The sequence below is a fragment of the Halorubrum sp. BV1 genome (genome assembly GCF_000746205.1).
Lineage (GTDB): Archaea > Halobacteriota > Halobacteria > Halobacteriales > Haloferacaceae > Halorubrum.
This window is the reverse complement of the sequence record NZ_JQKV01000001.1, coordinates 528,955-545,507: the sequence shown is the minus strand read 5'-3', so window position 1 is coordinate 545,507 and position 16,553 is coordinate 528,955. Positions and strand designations below refer to the sequence as shown.

Here is a 16,553-nt window from a genome sequence, read left to right as displayed (position 1 = left end):
CTTATCACGCACGAATGTCTCTGGGGAGAGTACAATATCAATGACGACGCTCCTCCATGTCAGCGACACACATCTCGGGAACCGTCAGTACGGAAGTGACCTACGGAAAGACGACATGGCTGAGGCATTCGACCAGGCAATCGACATCGCTGTGGATGAAAACGTGGATGCGGTCATTCACACCGGCGATTTATTCGATAGCCGAACACCTTCACTGCCCGAAGTCACCCGCTGTATTCAGACACTACGGAAACTCGACGAGGCAGGCATTCCGTTCTATGGAATCGTGGGGAACCACGACCGCAAGATGGACGAACAGTGGCTCGACCTCATTCGGGAAACAGGGACTGCCGAGCGGCTGTCTCGGGCCCCGACGATAGTTGGCGGCGACGTCGCTGTCTACGGTATCGACTCTGTCACCAAACCGTCCTGGCACTCGAAGGACTTCACCCTCGAACCGCCCGAGGACCCGGACGCGTTCACGCTCCTCTGTATGCACCAACTGCTCGCACCGCCGATTCCCGGGTCAGAAGACTTCATGGCCGATCACTCTACCGAGGAAGTGGTCGATCGCGTCGGGATCGACTTGGATGCACTTGCCCTCGGCGACTACCACAAACCAGAGGAGGATGTCGTCGATGACGTTCCGGTCTGGTACGCTGGCTCGACCGAGCGCTGTAGCCTCACCGAAGAAGAACCGCGGAGCGTGAGTCTGCTCGAGATCGAAGACGGCTCGGTTCGACGACGGAAGCGCGAGCTGGACACGCGCGAGTTCGCCCCGATCTCAATCGAGTTCAGCGAGGGCGACGCACACAGTCGTCTCAACGATGTTCTCGATCAGTACGTCCTCAAAGACAAAGTCGCACACGTGACCCTTCGAGGCGAACGCACCGCCCTGACATCGAGCGATGTCTATAGCGCCGTGATGGATCGTGGTGCCGCAGTCGCCAAAATCAAAGACGACCGCGGCCGGCAGGAACTCAACCTAGGTGACGGTCCCGAAGGCGACATTCAGAATCCAGACGAAATCATCGACGAACAAATCGCCAACGAGGGTTTGAGCGATACGGCGCTCTCAATCGACGAACGGGTTCGCGGCGACGAGGGCCTGCCGAACAACAGGGACGGCGTTGCTGACGAAATCGAGGAAGACGTCAAACAGGCCCAGGATGGTGCGTTCAGCGATGATGAGACCGACGCTGCTGAGGAGGTGGCAGAATGAGAATCAAAGAGTTGACCCTCCAGAACATCCGCAGCTACGAGAATCAGACGGTCGAATTCCCGGAAGGAACGATTCTCGTTCACGGAGAAAACGGTGCTGGGAAGACGTCACTCCTGATGGGAATCTTCGGCGGACTGTTTCTGTCTGACATTACCAGCGCGGGCAACCAGAGTTTCAACCTTGACGACTTGGTTCGCCGTGGAGAGGACAAAGCCCACATCGAACTGGTGTTCGAGATTGACGGGGTAGACTACACGGTCGAATGGACATTCTACACGACGAGCACAGGCCCGTCCGCGACGCTTACGTCCCCTGCGCTTTCCGAGCCAGTGAGTCAGGTCCGCAACGTCAAAGATGAGATTCAGAAGATCCTCGGGATGGACAAGGACGACTTCTCGGCGAGCGTCTACGTCCGCCAAGGAGAGATCAACCGACTCATCGATGCCGACACCCGGACTGAACTGATTGATAGCCTCCTCAACCTCGATGTAATCGACGAGTACATCACGAAGATGGAGGGGGCAAAACGCGGGGCGAAGCGCATTCGACGCGATAACGAGAACTATCGCGAAAAGGCTGAACAGCAACTCGAGAAAAAGTACAATCGCGACGAGTCCCAGTTCGAGGCCGATGTTAGCGACCTTACTGACGAAATTCAGGAAACGGAGGGAGAGAAAGAAGAGGTAGAGGAGTTCATCGACAAGCTGGATGACCGACGTGGCGATCTTGAAGCGAAGATCGAGTCCTACGAGGAGACACTGGAGAAGGTAGAAGAGAAGGAGTCCCAGATCGAGGACGCTGAGAGTTCCCGGGCCGAGAAACGGCAGGAGAAACAAGATGCTCAAGACGCCATCGAGGCCAACCGCGCCGAGATCGAGGAACTGGAAGAGGAGATCACCGAGTTGGACGAAGCCGTCGAGTACGACTTGGGTACAGCGGCTGCCGCCGAGGAGGCTGTCGATTCCGTCCAAGAGGAGTATACTGACGCGCAACAAGAACGCACCAAGCGGGACGGTGAATTAGAGACGGCTCGTGGCAATCTCCAAGACCTCGAGGGCGACCTCAGTGATGAAGAAGGCGAGTTAGAGTCGCTTGAAAGCGAACTCGCTGAAGAGGAAGCCACGCTCGAGGAAAGGCAGGAAGAGCTGTCTGACGAGGAAGACGAGTTGCAGCGCCGCGTTAATCGACGTGACGAAAAGACAGCAGACTTCCTCCCGGAAACATCGATCGACGAGGTCGACGATAGCGTTCGCGAGGAAGTTCAAGCACGCGTCGACGAACTCGATGACGAGCGCGAGGAAGCCGACAAAGACCTCACCAGAGTTCGGACAGAGCTCGAACAAAAGCGAGACGAACTGGGGGACAAAGAGGGGGACCTTCAGGACGCTGAGGCTGACCTCGAAACGGCACATGATGAACTGTATTCGCGCGAGCAGGCGTTAAAGGAGTTAGAGTCCGAGGTTGAGGCGGCAAAAGAAGAGTTCAACAGTCGGGTTGAGGCGCTCCAGCAGGAGGGGGACTCTCTCAGGCTGGAGATTTCCGCGGATAGTCTGGCCGAGGTTCGGGACGAACGTATTCCTGGCAGACAGGATGAACTGACGTCCGAGATCGAATCGGTTAGTGAATCGATCGCCGGGTTGGAAACGCGGGAAGACCAGCTCCAAGAAGACATTGAGGAAGTCCAGAATCTCAGTGACGAGGATAAGTGCCCCAAATGTGGCCAGGACGTCGACGAATCCCACGTCGAAGACGAAATCGGAGACTACGAGAACGAACTGGCTCAAGTTCGGGAGGAACTCAACGAGAAGCGCGACCGAAAATCCGACCTCGAGGACGAACGCACGGCCCTCGACGGCCTCCTCGCCGAGGTTCGTGACGCAATCAACTATCGCGACGAGGTACTCGAGGAGAAGCGAAGCGCCCGGGACGACAAACAGGGCGAGGTAGACGACGCTGAGGAGCGTGTCGACGAGTTAGAGTCCAACATCAGCGAACTGGAGGGCCAGATTTCTGAGTTGGAAGATAAGATCGAGTCGCTTGAGGAAAAAGAGTCTGAGCGGAGTGAACAGGTCGAAGAACTCGAAGCAGAGGTTGACGCTGGCGAGGCGGTTCTCGATACATTCGACGACGTCGGAGAGCAACGAGATACGGTCGAAACGCTCCAAGACGGGGTTGAAGACTTAGAGGAGGACATCGGTGATCTCGAAGAACAAATCGAGGACGCCGAAGAGACGATTAACGAACTAGAGTCAGAGATTGAAGCACAAGAGGAGACAGTTGCGGAAAAAGAGGCGGCACTTGAGGAGGCCGAAGAACGCGTCGACGAGATTGAGGAAATCCAGTCACACGTCGGTGACGCCCAAGACAAGTACGACGAGATCGACGACCTCCAGAACGCCATCGATCGCCACGAGCTAACTGTCGGCAACTGTGACGAGCAAATACAGGACCTAAACCAACGTATTAGCACCCTGGAAGGTGAGAGAGAGGACCTCGAGGAAGAACTGGGCGACACCGATGTCGAAAGTCTGCAAGACGACCGCGACAAACTCGAGGAACGCATCGAGGAGTTGGAAGAGGACGTCGAAGACTACGAATCGGAAATTCAGGACCTTCGCGACGAGCGCATATCGTTGGAGAAGGACCTGGAGAGTCTGCGCGAGCTGAAGGAAGACATTGATCGCTACGAACGCCAGTACCAGTGGGCAGACGCGGTCATCGGCGAGATCGACACGATGCTGGCTGCGTACCGGGGTTCCAAGTCAGAGCTTCGCGAGCAGTATCTCGGGTATCTGCGAGAGTACACGAACGAAATCTTCGACGAAGTCTACAAAAACAGCAGCTATCAGCAGGTCATCATTCGCGAGGTAGAAAACAAGGGCGACCTCCAATACGACTTGAAACTACTTCGCAACGACGGCGACCTAGAGGACCCCAGCAACGCTAGTGGTGGCGAGAGAGCGATCGTCAATCTCGCTCTCCGAGCCGGGATTTACCGTCTGATCGCCGAACTTGAGGGCGGCGACCGCGGGAAACTCCCACCCTTCATTCTCGACGAACCAACCACCTTCCTCGACGAGGGCCATGTCGGCCAGCTCGAGGAGATGCTCAATACGATCAAGAGCTGGGACGTCCCACAGGTCATTGTCGTCAGCCACGAGGAAAGCCTGATTCACGGAGCTGACCACGAATGTAGAATCACCATCGACGAGGAAACCAACACGAGTCAGGTCGAGATGCGAGCCGCTGGTGGTAACGAAACCGCGATAGGGGACGACTGATGGAGTCAAACGCACTCTCTGTCGTTCGCAGTCTGTTCGACCACATCGATGCGAACGTCCCACGTGAACAGGACGAGCAGGCCGCCTACGCAAGAGAACTCTTCGACCAACTCAGCCACTCTGGTGGGTCAGTCGAGGTACTTGAGCAGCCCAGCTATCGGAAGACCCGGCTCAGCGAACTCGGAACGTGGACGGAGGACCCGTGGGAACAGCCAACCTATGGGCTTGACGCAAGTACCACCCAGCCGATTGAATTCAACAACGGCCTGATCGTCGACACGGCCTACGCAAAGATTGGGGTCGTTGGACAGGGCGCAGACCACTCGATCGAAGAAGGTGGAACCGTCAAGACGGTCGTACACTTCGCCGACAGCGACAGTACGCTTCACAATACTGACGCCGTCGAAGGGGACGTTGAAGGGGAGGTTATTCGGTTCCCGGACGTTGGTCGATCACGTAACCTGTCGAAGGACGTCGCAACTGCCGCACAGCACTTGGCCGAAAGCGAACACCTCGTTGATAACGCGGACAGTATCGACGGTGTCTGCTTCATCGACGGCGCAGTCTATCCTCTGGGAGTTGTCTACTGGCTCCTGTTAGACGAAATCGGCCGGTCGACGCCCGCAGGTTCGTGGGAGGTCCCTCGCCGAATCCTCGGGAACTATGCTGACTTCGTCGACAAACAGTTCGAGAAAGACCTGCCCGTCGTCGGCGTCGTAAAGACGTCGACGATGGATGAAGTCCTCACGGCACTCGATGAGAAAATCTCGCGCCACAATCTCACCGACGACGACGGTGTACGCATCGACGTTCCTTGGACGCGAGACCATCAGTTCATGGGCGAAGTGTTGCGAGACAGCAGCCTCGACCATTTGACGTACTCCTCCTGGTTCGTACAGGAAGAACTCCCCCTTCGGAACCAGTCGTTCGACCTGCTCAACAGCATTGAGTCCAGACTTTCGCATGGCGACGCGAGCGACTACCGACGGGCGTTCTTCTACGTCAGACTCCCGAAGACAGGCGATGTCCTGCGTGTCGAAGCCCCGTATCTGATGGTCAGAGAAGAAGGTCGACGGAGAGACGTCCAGTACAAGACCCTCAAGGAAATTGCGAAGAAGCAGGACGTTCCCGGTGCCGTCGGCCGCGCCGATCGTATCGCCCGCATCACGAGCGAAAACCGCGAAACAATCCGGAACATGATCCGCTCGAGCGAAGCGTCCTTCGACCACAATTGGGACGGCCGCTGGAGCGACATCGAAGACGTTGACCCAGAACCATGACTGACGACATCGACGACCTCCTGAACGAAGACCCGACTCTCGAAAACGACGGCGACAGCTCAACCACGGCTACTGACGAGTCGCCGAGTGAATCCGACCAGTCCAGCACCACCAACGGCGTTCCTGAGACTTCGGTCCCGAGCGCCGACGGCGATCTCGCCGAGGGCGAAATCGGCCACGTCCTCGCGAGCGAGGAGATCATGGTCGGCCGCGACGAGTACAACGTCAACGCGTTCATTACCACCACCGAGCGTGACGAAGTTCGCGTGGGAGATTACGTCCAAATTCCCTACCCGAAAAGTAACGACGAACTCTTCGCGGTCACAGACAAGCTTCGCTACGAACCCTACACCGATCTGGACGACAAATCAGACACGCACAACCACATTAGCCGTCATCAGGATCTCGACGAGTCAGAGTTCGTCCTGGTTGCGTCCCTTGATCCGATTGCGATCCTGAGTCCGACGCAGGACGGGAACTTGGACAGAGGAATTGTGAATCGGATTCCGAAGCCAAACACACCGGTAAGCCTCTCCCGCGACGACGAGTACCTTCGAACCGGCCTGAGCATCCCCGACGAGGGCCCGTTCTGTGGCTACCTCTCGGTCGGCGGCGAAGAGATGATCATCGACGGCGACAAATTCCCGTACTATCTGTCGAATCCAGGGATCGATCCTGAGACAGGGGAACCCGAACCTGGTGAACCAGCGATTTTCAGACACTCTCTCATCGCCGGCTCTACCGGGAAAGGCAAGACACACTTCACGAAGAATCTGCTGCGGCAGTTCGTCGACGGGCAGCGTTATCCCATCGAACACCACGAATCGGGCGAACAGCTACAGGGCCGGCTGAATACCGTGATCCTCGATCCCGAGAACGAATACTGGCAGATGGGCGAGGATCCCGAACTCGACGAGAAAACTAAACAGAAGCTACGTCGACAGGGGATCAAGGTCGGTGGCGTCGACGATCTCGAAGTGTTCGTCCCAAACATCGGGAATGTGCCGAACCCAGGAACGGGAACGCAGCAACCGTTCGGCATCCCCTTCGAACTCGTCCGATCGCGTCCACAGCTGTTGATGCCGTACCAGCCGCGAGAGACCATCCGTAGCGCTCTGGAAATGGCCCTCGACTCGTACTTCGACCATGCCGATGCTGAAGGGAAGACGCCGACGTACACCGACTTCCGATCCTACGTACAAACGAACGAGGAACTCCAAGACGATAGCGAGATCGCGAGCCAGACCTGGTCAGCGATGATTCGCCGCATCAAGGACCCGACATTCGAGAACGTGTTCGATCAGGGGATGTCGTCGCTCACCGACCTGGATAATGACATGTTCCGGGAGGGCCAAGTAACCGTGATTCCTACAAGCCACCTTCGCGGTGCGAAAGAACACCTGACCGTGCTCTCGATCCTCTCGTACATCATTGAGAACAAGATCGATGACCACCACGTAGTCGACCAGATCAAGAACACGCCGATGCTGGTCGCCGTCGACGAAGCCCACAACTACTTTTCGTCCCCCGATTCCCTACGCGAACAATACATCGTTCGGCGTGCAAGAGAGGCCGTCAAACAGGGCCGCAAAGACAAACTGGGGCTGATGATGATCACGCAGAACCCAGAAGACATCGACGACGACATCCTGAAGCAAATCAACACGAACATCTTCCTCGGCCTGCGGGAGGAAGTCGTTGAAAAAGTGCCCTCAATCCCGCGTGGATTCAAGCGTGACATCCCCAAATTTGGTAAGGGGCAAGCCGTTGTGAAAGCCCCCGACGTTGAAGCGGTTGAAGTAATTGGTCTCCCAGACTGCGTGACGAAGCACGATTAGCTGGTCGACTGTAATATGTGATTGTTGTATCGGGAAGTGATCAATATCCAGTAAATCAAAATCAGATTTTGATTGTCTTGGAGAAGGTATTAGGGCCCACCTGTTTCAGTCATTGTTAGTGAAAGAAGACGACTTTGCCCAAAAGGTGCGGCGGCGGCTTGCACATCATTACGGTTCTGAACGAGTAGGGATGGGGCATTCATTAGCGGATACGACGCTCCGTCCAGATTTTGTCGTTTACGAGGGCCCTGATCGAGATCAGGTGTTCTTGGTTGTCGAAGTTAAGACAGGAGACGAGAGCAACGCTCGGTTCAGGAGTGGACGTGAGCAACTGTTCGAATATCTTGAAAACAGCGAGGCACAGTATGGTGCGATTATGACGCCTGATCTTGACTATTTCTTTAGCTACGGAGAAGATGACGCCGAGCCGACAACGCTCTCGTCGTTCCCGGGTATTCAGGATGTAGATACAGGTCGTCCATTAGACTCAGCCGCCGAAGCTAGATTCTTATTGCGGCAGTTGTTGGACGACCTGAGAACGCATCATCTGGATAGCTATGAGTTTGACGTCAAGGCGGATGTTTTTCTTGCACTACTCTATCAGATTACTGCTGAACGAAAAGGGGTTCAGATCGACACTTCTGCCGATCTTGAGAAGCAAATCAAGAGTCTCCAGGATCCACTTGAGACATACTTTGATACCCTAAACGACGTTGATACCGAACCCCGCACGATAGAGATCACTCGTGCGGTATTCAATTACTTCGGGAGCTTCAAGCTGTCAAAGACGTCTGTTGATGTAGCATCTGGTTTTTTTGACGAACTCGCTGGCCGAGCAGAGATGGGCGCAGAGCAACTTTCACGAGAAGTTGCAAAACCGATGGTTGACTTTGCTGGGGTAGAAGCAGGCGATAGAGTGCTGGATCCTGCAAGCGGCTTCGGAGTCTTATGTCGGGAAATCGCCGCTCGCGACGCCAAAGCCACCGGAGTAGAGATAACTGAAGGGGCTACAATTGTTGCGGTGTTCCTTAATGAACTTGGAACACAAGGTGACAAAGTCGATAGCGTCTGTGCGGACTTCTTTGAATGGGCCCCGGATGATGACAGCGTCGTTAACTCAATTGGTCAGTTCGATCAAATTGTATTGAACCCTCCCGTAGGCGGAAGAATTTCTGCTGATCGTATCCCTGAGCTTGGTGGTTCACGATCTGAAATCAGGATTGAAGAAGCGTTCATCGCACGTTCGCTTTCCCTTCTAAAAGAAGGGGGAGAGATGGTTGCGCTTGTCCCAGAATACGTTCTCGCAGGTGACCAGTCAAAAGAGCTACGAGATCTCCTCCTCCACCACGTCACTTTTGAGGCCATCATTACGTTCGGTGGTGGTGTTTTCTCCGACGTTAGCTTCAGAGGTGCCGTCATTCGGGTTCGTAAATCATACTCCCCATATCAGCAGTTGATTGCGACTGTTGACGTCTCATCTAAACCGAATCATACCGGGCCAGAAGATGTCAGTACCGCCATCGAAATTGTTCGCGATGGTGATGCCGATATTCTTGAAATTGATCCTGATGAAGTACGAACACTTCTCCCATCCCAGATTAGGGGCGAAAAAGACGTTTTAGAAGCCCTTCATGGCAAATTTGATTCGGTTACCACCCTAGAACGAGTTGCAGATATTGCGTCCGGAACGACACGGAAGCCAGAGAAAGCCGACCCAGGTCTCCCTTATCTTGACACAACTCGTGATATTGAGCTCGAAGAATTGTCGGTGAGATCGCCAAGTACGGTTTCAACAATTGCGACACCAACAGACATTCTCATCTCAATCAAGGGGGGAGATACCGTGGTCAGAAGAGTTAATCGCAAGGTGATTCCGTCATCTCGATGGGCCGTACTCAAGTTCGATTCTGATCACCTAGCAACCCAGTATCAGAAGTTTTTCGAGTCAGACCTGGGGAACAGGATTTTGGAAGCCAACCGGACTGGAAGTGCTATCCGGTACATAACGATCAGTGCGTTGCGTGAGCTTCCGGTACCCGATTTTACTCCGGAGGTGGAGTCGGATGGTGTTTGAAACCCATACGCCAAGCAAGCTATTAGACGAACAAATTGAGGATGCTCGTGACATCGCAGAAACCATCATAATTGACGAACTTGAGGATGAACAGATCAGGGAAGATTTTGAAAACGCGTTTACCTCGGCAATGGAGCTCACACAAGCTGCGACGAGCAACAATTCTGTAGGGCAGGCCCTCTATACTAACGTCAAGCAAATAATTGGCGCAGGCATTAGGCATCAAAAATTCTATAATAAATTGGAGTGGAAACCGGAAAGACACAACGACGGCATAGTGAACCTAGTTCGATGGTTCCGGCTGTTTGCTAGCGTCTACCTGGAGGAACGTATTGAATTTGAGCAGGAGTTCGTCCTCGCCCCGTTCAAAAAGTATCGTGATGATAACGAGCATTCAGGGGAACAGGGACCAAAGACACCACCTGGCCAACCGGATCCATTGCTAACGAGTATGCTTAATTTAATATGGGAAATTATTGAACAAATTTTGGGGCTATGGCTACGTATTCTCCAACTTGGTTCCTTAGAACAGTCAGGGAAAGCCGGCGAGTTGAACGGTGAGAAAGGGTACGAAGTAGGATTTGTAGACGAGATTTTCAACGATCGTAAGGGCGGGTGGATTACGACGTTTTCGCGGGAAGAGGGTGGCTCCAGAATTAAATTTGAGGCTCCACTGGATTTCTTTCCCTCAGAAGGACATATCGTCAAATTAAGTCCGCCGGAAAACCCTAAAGCCGGTGAACCAGCTAAAAAGGTCTGGCTCTACAATTCGTGAGTTTGCACATTACTCCCCACGGACGCGCAACTGAACACATCCACCGTGGTCTTCGGGCATTCAGTAGTGTAGAATCGGTTTGTCTGCTTACAAGCGACGCGTTTCTTGAAACGGGCGATGAGCTAACCGCAGACTTAGATCGCTTTGGTTACGATGTAAATCAACGAGTAATCAACGCATTTGATCTTCGAGATGTTGTAGATGCGGTCGTAGATATTACCAAGGAAAATCCTGATAGAGATATTTATATCAATATTACAGGCGGCACTAACCTCGTAGCTGGCGGCGCAACGTCGTCAGCATTCTTTGTTGGCGCAACCCCTTACTACGTACTGGAGCCACAGACAGGTGACGAGTCTATTGACGACCTTGTACTAAAACTTCCAACCCCCAGACAACCGCTCACCTTCGAAATTGACGGGCTTCAGCTTGACGTACTGAAGACTATCGGGCGATGGGACGAACAAGGCCGTACAGGCGTAATCTACAGGGAAATTGGAGATGAGCTTGGTGAGGCTGCCCAGAAAATTAGTTACCACGTCAATCGGCTCACAGAACAGGGGCTCCTAGAAACACAAACTGAGGGCCGCAGCAAACGCGTCTATTTAACCGATATGGGGCGATTGTACCTCTCTTGGACAGCCTAAGATTTGTCAATAAATAAAACATAGGCAACGCCCCCGACGACTAAGATAACGCCTGTCAAAACGCTGCCAAGGGCTAAACCACCACTAAAGCTCGTGACTAATGGGCCTGTGATCTCTACTGAAACAGATTCAACAAGAGTTATTGACTCAACTGTACCGACGGAGAGCAGGGTTTCGAACATGTGTACCGTCAGACTACGAAGAACTACAAGAGAATGTCGTCAAACAGTCAAAATTCGATTTTGTGTTTCTGGACTGATGACGTCGGAGCAACCGAAGCTTTTTGAAACGCTATCTTGTCAGAAGGGACGCTTCTCGGCTAGATCAAACAGGTGCACGGTATCTTCCTGACCGTAGTGTTTCAAGAGGTTGCGCAGCGATCGAAACGTTAGCGTCTCGGTTGCGTCTACGTCAGCAAGCTCGAGATACCGCTCGCCCAAGACCGTGATGTCCTTGTTGATCACTTTCTCGAAACCTTGGAACTTCGACGGGCGGACGTCATCAAGATCCACGCCGTGTTCAAATTCGGCCCAGCGCGTCTCTTCCGGCTCAATGTCGACGTTTACGCAGGCCTCCTCGAATCGGGTGTAATCACCGAACGCGTCCCACGCTGGCTGCTGAAGATCGTGATGCTGCCATTCCTCTGTAAGCAAACGCCGAAGGTGGTCGGTAGTCTGTTGCTCATCGGGATTTTCCGCTGTTGCTTCGCTACGCCCGATCAGCTGTGGGACGTCAAAGGATTCGCCACCGTACGTGAGATAGGTGTCTCCCTCTCGTTCTTCTAACCAGCCAAGTGTGCGAGCGACAAGGTCAAATTCGTCTTCAGGAGCGCTGGACGTTCGGAAGAGCATCTCTGTTTCCCGTTCACCGTCGGGTGATTCGTATCCGAGGACGACCGCAAGAAGTTCGAAGTATCGCGGGTCTTCGAAGTCGGGTGGTTTCTCGTAGTGATCCAGTGATGGACTCACGGTTTCAATATCGATCGCAAATCGTCCCGTCATCTACCGACAACAAGTGGCGATCAAGTATTTAAAAGTGTGATACACGGGATTATAACTATCAGTTACTATCTGAATTCAGGGAGCCTAGCCCTTTGTCCTCGACAACTGCCTGTCGCCAACGAGTGATCACGGCCCGGGTCACGATCTGCGGTTGGGTTACGCCGGCGAGAAACGATGACTCGGCGTTCCCCGCGTCTGGTGGAGAATGAAAATGCGCATCTGGAGCGCCGTCCTTCGGGTGGTAATCGAAGCGGAAATCCACGCCATCAGGCTCTGTATAGTGATAGCGATATGCGCCACGTTTCCACCACGTGATTTCCATGCGGCCCGGAGAGTCTAATCCCGCCGAGAATTTGACGATGAGTTCGGTCGGATTCACCGGGTCGTCAAACGTCGTGGATTCGACGAGTGGTTCTTCCTCCAAGAGCAGGTCGCGAATCTGCTGGAGAATCGGATAGTCGACTGGGCCAACTGGCTTAGAGATGTCGTCCGGCATCGATTACTGCGTTGCCGCACCGAGATCGCGGGCTCGCCCGTAGTTGATCGCGGCTTGGGCGATGTGCAGATTCCGTTCGGTCGTCTGCCACTCAGATACCGCTTCCCACGCGCCTTCAGGAGCGTCGTTCCCCAGCGAGGTTGCGAGGTCTTCTGGCGATGCCGCGTCGTACTCGTCCTCAAAATCCTTGATGCGGCTCTTCATATCCTGAACGCTCTTGATCAACTCTTCGCGACTGTGTTTCGTCGACAGCTCTCGAATCCGCTGGTAGAGGAGCGTATCTTCGTTACGGGCATACTTCGTGGCCCCACTCTCCTCAGTCGCAGCTGCTGTTCCCACCTCAACTAACGACTTGAGATGCTTCCGAGCGGTCGGCTCACTCACGAGCGCTTCGTCGGCGATTTCGCCCGCTGTTTTTGCCGTCGTCGTCTGTTCGACAACTTGTTGAACGCGCTCTAACGCTGTCGTCGAGTTTTTCCAGTCATCTCGCGCATTTGCGATCGTCTCGTTAGTGTTGTTGGGCTGGCTCGAATCAGGACTCATACGTGACCGTTCGCGCTTCAACGTAAAATATGTTTCCCGGGGAAATTATTCTATGGTCTATACGGTTGCCGTCAGATTATAGATTGTTGAGATAGTCCCTCCTCTGTTCCATCCGCTCACGCTCTGTACGCCGATCGTAGTGAGTATCAATCACCTCCTGGCTGACGTTGGCCCTGTCGCTGACGACCTTGTCGGGCATATCGTTGTTCAGACTGTGCGTGATACTCCCACGGCGGATCGCGTGAGGACTGACTGACGAAGGACACTTCGAAACGTGGTCACGATCGGTCGCCTCGCATTCATCCGGGTCGCGGTTATGGGGGCATTCTGCACCGTATCGGCAGGGCTGTGTCCACTGGTAGACGTAGACTCTGAGCGTCGACTTGCAGGGCCGCCCTTGGGCAGTCGTCAGTAGCGCTTCACGGCCGTATTCGTCCGTGACGTCGCGACGCTGGTTTTCGATCCAGTCGTCGAGAAGTTCACAGATGTCGTCGGAGAGCGCGACCAGTCGCTCGCCGTCACCCTGGTTCTTGATCGACGTTCCAGTCTCGGGCCGATGCCGCACCTTGACGTACTGTTCATCGGGGTAATAATCGGCAAGGTCGAGCGCGTGAACACCACCGATGCGCATCATCGTGTGCCACATGAGCGCGATCGTTACGTGCTCGATCGACGCGTAGTGGTATTTTTCGAGCTGGGCGAGGACGTTGGTGGCGCGGTCGTCATCCAGCATCACGTCGCGGGAATTCTGTTCGGGCGTGATGTTCGGCGAGAGGACTTTCTCGCTGAGGTCTTGTTCGACGCCGTCGACGGTTTCGAGCCAGCGAATGAACACGCGAAGAGTGTCCATCTGGGTTTTCTCAGAGACCGGCGAGAGGTCGCCCTCGTCGCGTCTCCAAACGCGGTAGCGCTGGAGCTGCCGCCCGCTGAGGGTGTTGAGGTTCTCGATGTCTTGCTGGTCGCACCAGCGGATGAAGTGGCCCAGACGGTACTTGTGAGCTTTGAGAGATGCCTCTGCGAGTTCGTTGTCCTTGTCCGCGAGGTAGAGTTCCAACGCGGTGTCGGGTTCGATTGGTTCCAGACTCATGGTTCGAGGTGGCGAACCCGAACGTACCAGGAACCTTACACAGGCTGCGAGTCACGCGGTGGAAACCGCGAGAGGGCGATGCTTTCGTCGGTCGAAAGCAAGCCTGCAGCGCCCATCCGTTTTCATGATGCTTAGGATTCCACAGACAGCGGCGGGTTGCTTATAAAACACCCCCCGCTTACCGCGGAAGATTTCATCATGTTTCGTGATGCGGGTCGACGCCGTCATGCGGTTCGCAGGATACCAAACGTGTAGAATCGTGTTAAATCTTCGCGAATCGATCCGACTCTCAGTACAGTTCCGTAGGGCGCGCGCGAGAACATCTGGCTTCAGCTAAGTTCGTTAGTCGCACGCAGCGTGCGGTGACTTCACTGAGCGTGCGACAACCCCGTGTCCGTCTAACGCACAGTGAGATGTGCTCACTCTGCGTGAGACATATCATATTCCAAGAAATAAGAGCGTGATTTGCTGCCATCAACTAATTCGGTGAATACGGCCGTTCTATTCGATATAATCTACACTTCTTCCTAACTCTTATCAGAAAATTTGACCTAACCCTTAAGTCGGTCTGACTGACGTAAACTCAGTCGCGATGATGCGCACAGAACGAGTGGTCGCAACCCACGACAGCAGCGCCCGGTTTGAGCGGGCATCCGGGGTCGTGAGTTGCTACTCACGCTACGAAGATCAGGAGGGAAACAACAATGAATGAACAGAAACGGCTCAACGCGTTCGAGTCCGGCAGGACGGTCCGAGAAGCAGTCAGGAAGTACCTCGATCACCGAAAGAACGACTGCGGTCTCAAACAGACCACAGTCGACCTCGAGAAGCGACGACTCGCATACCTCGTGGACTACTGCGACGACCAGGGGATCAACACCATCAGCGAGCTGGCATCACACGATCCAGACAAATACCGGTCCTGGCGACGAACCGCTGCAACCAGCGAAGTCGACACACTCGCCAAATCGACAGTCAATAGTCACATGAAAACAATCGTCAGGTTCGTGAAATTCGCGCGGGAGCGAGAAGATGAGTAGGCCGAACAGACGGCAACCATCGAACGCACGCGATCCAATTCAGGTCGCCGTCGATGAGGCCGTCGAGGCGTACCTCAGTCGCCGCAAGGCTGAGAGCAGCACCACGCAAGGAACCGTCGACACTCATCGAAAGCGACTGAACTACCTCGTCGAATACTGTGAGCTCGAAGGAATCGAATACGTCTGCGACCTTCGAGGTCACCACATCGAACAGTACCGTGAGTGGCGACAGACCGAAGCGGTTCAGAAAGTCGATGTGTTAGCTCCTAAGACAATCCATGAGCACATGAAGACGATTCGAGTCTTCATGACCGCTATGGAGTCGATGGAGTACGTCGCTCCTGGTATGGCCGATCGCGTACATGTGCCAGACATCGACGAGGAAGACGAAACAAGCGATGAAATCCTCGAGTATGATCGAGCAGAAGAGATCCTGAATCACATCACAAAAGCCGAAAGCGGACAGGCAGAGGAAGTCGTCTGGCGACTGTTCGTCGACTGCGGTCTGAGACTCAGCAGCGTTCACTCGATCGACAAATCCGACGTGGAAATCGAGGGTGAGGTACCTCACATCAAGCTGCGTAACCGTCCGGGGGAAGGTACCAAGCTGAAAAACCGTAACGACTCAGAACGACGAGTCTTCATTACTGAGGAAACAGCTGAAGTCATCGACCACTATCTCCAGTACAACCACCCCGAAGTTGCCGACGAACGCGGGCGTATGCCGCTCATAGGTACGCCCCACGGTCGAGCGAACCCGTCCACCATCCGTGGTATGGTTTATAAGTGGACCCGGCCCTGCGAACTCGGGAAACCGTGTCCCCACGGGAAACAGCCCAGAACCTGTGAAACGGCGGAGAACCGAGACAAGCCGTCAGGTTGTCCATCCACGCGGTCGCCCCACGCCGTCCGAAGAGGATATATCACCCATGTCAGTGGTGACGGGGTACCCCCGCGCGTGCTGAGCGATCGCGTGGACGCTGCGCCCGAAACCCTAGAGACCTACTACGACAAGAACGACGACGAAGAGAAGATGGAGGCTCGCAAAGAACTCATAGACAGGATCATGCGAGAGGGGGAAGAAGTCGACTACTGAGGATGGACTGGTCCACCTGGGATTGGGATTCTCCTTCGCTTCTCCGCTGAATCTGACATAGTCCTGACCACCGTCTCTGAGGTTGCTGCTCGTGAACGACTGTTAGGTTTGGATCCCGAAGACGTAGCTACTTACTAAATGGGCCAGTTGGAGGCAATGAGTTTGGTGGCTTT

At 54.4% G+C, this 16,553-nt stretch carries 13 protein-coding genes; 9 read left to right on the top strand and 4 right to left on the bottom strand.

The annotated features are described in order from the left end of the window. Window positions 1-40: 40 nt before the first annotated feature. From EP28_RS02685 to EP28_RS13615, 7 genes are all read left to right on the top strand, one after another. Entirely contained in the window at window positions 41-1,222 is a 1,182-nt protein-coding gene (locus tag EP28_RS02685) for a DNA repair exonuclease (protein ID WP_049982453.1), read from the top strand. Then, window positions 1,219-4,503 (top strand): AAA family ATPase, encoded by a 3,285-nt coding sequence (locus EP28_RS02680; RefSeq protein WP_049982452.1) that lies wholly within the window; start codon window positions 1,219-1,221, stop codon window positions 4,501-4,503. Before EP28_RS02685 ends, EP28_RS02680 begins: the two co-directional genes overlap by 4 nt. Continuing rightward, window positions 4,503-5,783, top strand: coding sequence for a DNA double-strand break repair nuclease NurA (locus tag EP28_RS02675; protein WP_049982451.1), 1,281 nt, complete (start codon window positions 4,503-4,505; stop codon window positions 5,781-5,783). The genes EP28_RS02680 and EP28_RS02675 overlap by 1 nt, the downstream gene beginning before the upstream one ends. Beyond that, window positions 5,780-7,621 (top strand): ATP-binding protein, encoded by a 1,842-nt coding sequence (locus tag EP28_RS02670; protein WP_049982450.1) that lies wholly within the window; start codon window positions 5,780-5,782, stop codon window positions 7,619-7,621. Before EP28_RS02675 ends, EP28_RS02670 begins: the two co-directional genes overlap by 4 nt. Before the next feature lie 118 nt (window positions 7,622-7,739). Then, window positions 7,740-9,695, top strand: coding sequence for an Eco57I restriction-modification methylase domain-containing protein (locus EP28_RS14000; RefSeq protein WP_155118410.1), 1,956 nt, complete (start codon window positions 7,740-7,742; stop codon window positions 9,693-9,695). Continuing rightward, complete coding sequence (locus tag EP28_RS13995; protein WP_155118409.1) at window positions 9,685-10,470, top strand: hypothetical protein; 786 nt, start codon at window positions 9,685-9,687, stop codon at window positions 10,468-10,470. Before EP28_RS14000 ends, EP28_RS13995 begins: the two co-directional genes overlap by 11 nt. Continuing rightward, window positions 10,467-11,117, top strand: a complete 651-nt coding sequence (locus EP28_RS13615) for an HFX_2341 family transcriptional regulator domain-containing protein (RefSeq protein ID WP_080506030.1) — start codon at window positions 10,467-10,469, stop codon at window positions 11,115-11,117. The genes EP28_RS13995 and EP28_RS13615 overlap by 4 nt, the downstream gene beginning before the upstream one ends. Window positions 11,118-11,416: 299 nt before the next feature. Here EP28_RS13615 and EP28_RS02660 read toward each other — a convergent pair whose 3' ends face one another. From EP28_RS02660 to EP28_RS02645, 4 genes are all read right to left on the bottom strand, one after another. Continuing rightward, on the bottom strand, window positions 11,417-12,118 hold the full coding sequence (locus tag EP28_RS02660) for a hypothetical protein (protein WP_049982448.1): 702 nt from the start codon (window positions 12,116-12,118) through the stop codon (window positions 11,417-11,419). Window positions 12,119-12,176: 58 nt separating this feature from the next. Then, window positions 12,177-12,614, bottom strand: a complete 438-nt coding sequence (locus EP28_RS02655) for a toxin-antitoxin system TumE family protein (RefSeq protein WP_049982447.1) — start codon at window positions 12,612-12,614, stop codon at window positions 12,177-12,179. Window positions 12,615-12,617: 3 nt separating this feature from the next. Beyond that, window positions 12,618-13,157, bottom strand: coding sequence for a winged helix-turn-helix domain-containing protein (locus EP28_RS02650; protein ID WP_049982446.1), 540 nt, complete (start codon window positions 13,155-13,157; stop codon window positions 12,618-12,620). A gap of 76 nt (window positions 13,158-13,233) precedes the next feature. Continuing rightward, the gene (locus EP28_RS02645; RefSeq protein WP_049982445.1) at window positions 13,234-14,244 is read right to left on the bottom strand and encodes a tyrosine-type recombinase/integrase; all 1,011 of its coding nucleotides are present in this window, start codon (window positions 14,242-14,244) and stop codon (window positions 13,234-13,236) included. A gap of 704 nt (window positions 14,245-14,948) precedes the next feature. Between EP28_RS02645 and EP28_RS02640 the strand changes: the two genes are divergently transcribed. Beyond that, entirely contained in the window at window positions 14,949-15,284 is a 336-nt protein-coding gene (locus tag EP28_RS02640) for a hypothetical protein (protein WP_049982444.1), read from the top strand. Beyond that, window positions 15,277-16,380, top strand: a complete 1,104-nt coding sequence (locus EP28_RS13610; RefSeq protein WP_080506029.1) for a tyrosine-type recombinase/integrase — start codon at window positions 15,277-15,279, stop codon at window positions 16,378-16,380. The genes EP28_RS02640 and EP28_RS13610 overlap by 8 nt, the downstream gene beginning before the upstream one ends. Window positions 16,381-16,553: the final 173 nt, after the last annotated feature.

Coding starts and splice junctions, on each gene's coding strand:
- EP28_RS02670 (WP_049982450.1), top strand. CDS start 5,780: ATGACTGACGACATCGACGACCTCCTGAACGAAGACCCGACTCTCGAA.
- EP28_RS13995 (WP_155118409.1), top strand. CDS start 9,685: ATGGTGTTTGAAACCCATACGCCAAGCAAGCTATTAGACGAACAAATT.
- EP28_RS02650 (WP_049982446.1), bottom strand. CDS start 13,157: ATGAGTCCTGATTCGAGCCAGCCCAACAACACTAACGAGACGATCGCA.
- EP28_RS02685 (WP_049982453.1), top strand. CDS start 41: ATGACGACGCTCCTCCATGTCAGCGACACACATCTCGGGAACCGTCAG.
- EP28_RS13610 (WP_080506029.1), top strand. CDS start 15,277: ATGAGTAGGCCGAACAGACGGCAACCATCGAACGCACGCGATCCAATT.
- EP28_RS02675 (WP_049982451.1), top strand. CDS start 4,503: ATGGAGTCAAACGCACTCTCTGTCGTTCGCAGTCTGTTCGACCACATC.
- EP28_RS02655 (WP_049982447.1), bottom strand. CDS start 12,614: ATGCCGGACGACATCTCTAAGCCAGTTGGCCCAGTCGACTATCCGATT.
- EP28_RS02640 (WP_049982444.1), top strand. CDS start 14,949: ATGAATGAACAGAAACGGCTCAACGCGTTCGAGTCCGGCAGGACGGTC.
- EP28_RS02680 (WP_049982452.1), top strand. CDS start 1,219: ATGAGAATCAAAGAGTTGACCCTCCAGAACATCCGCAGCTACGAGAAT.
- EP28_RS02645 (WP_049982445.1), bottom strand. CDS start 14,244: ATGAGTCTGGAACCAATCGAACCCGACACCGCGTTGGAACTCTACCTC.
- EP28_RS02660 (WP_049982448.1), bottom strand. CDS start 12,118: ATGACGGGACGATTTGCGATCGATATTGAAACCGTGAGTCCATCACTG.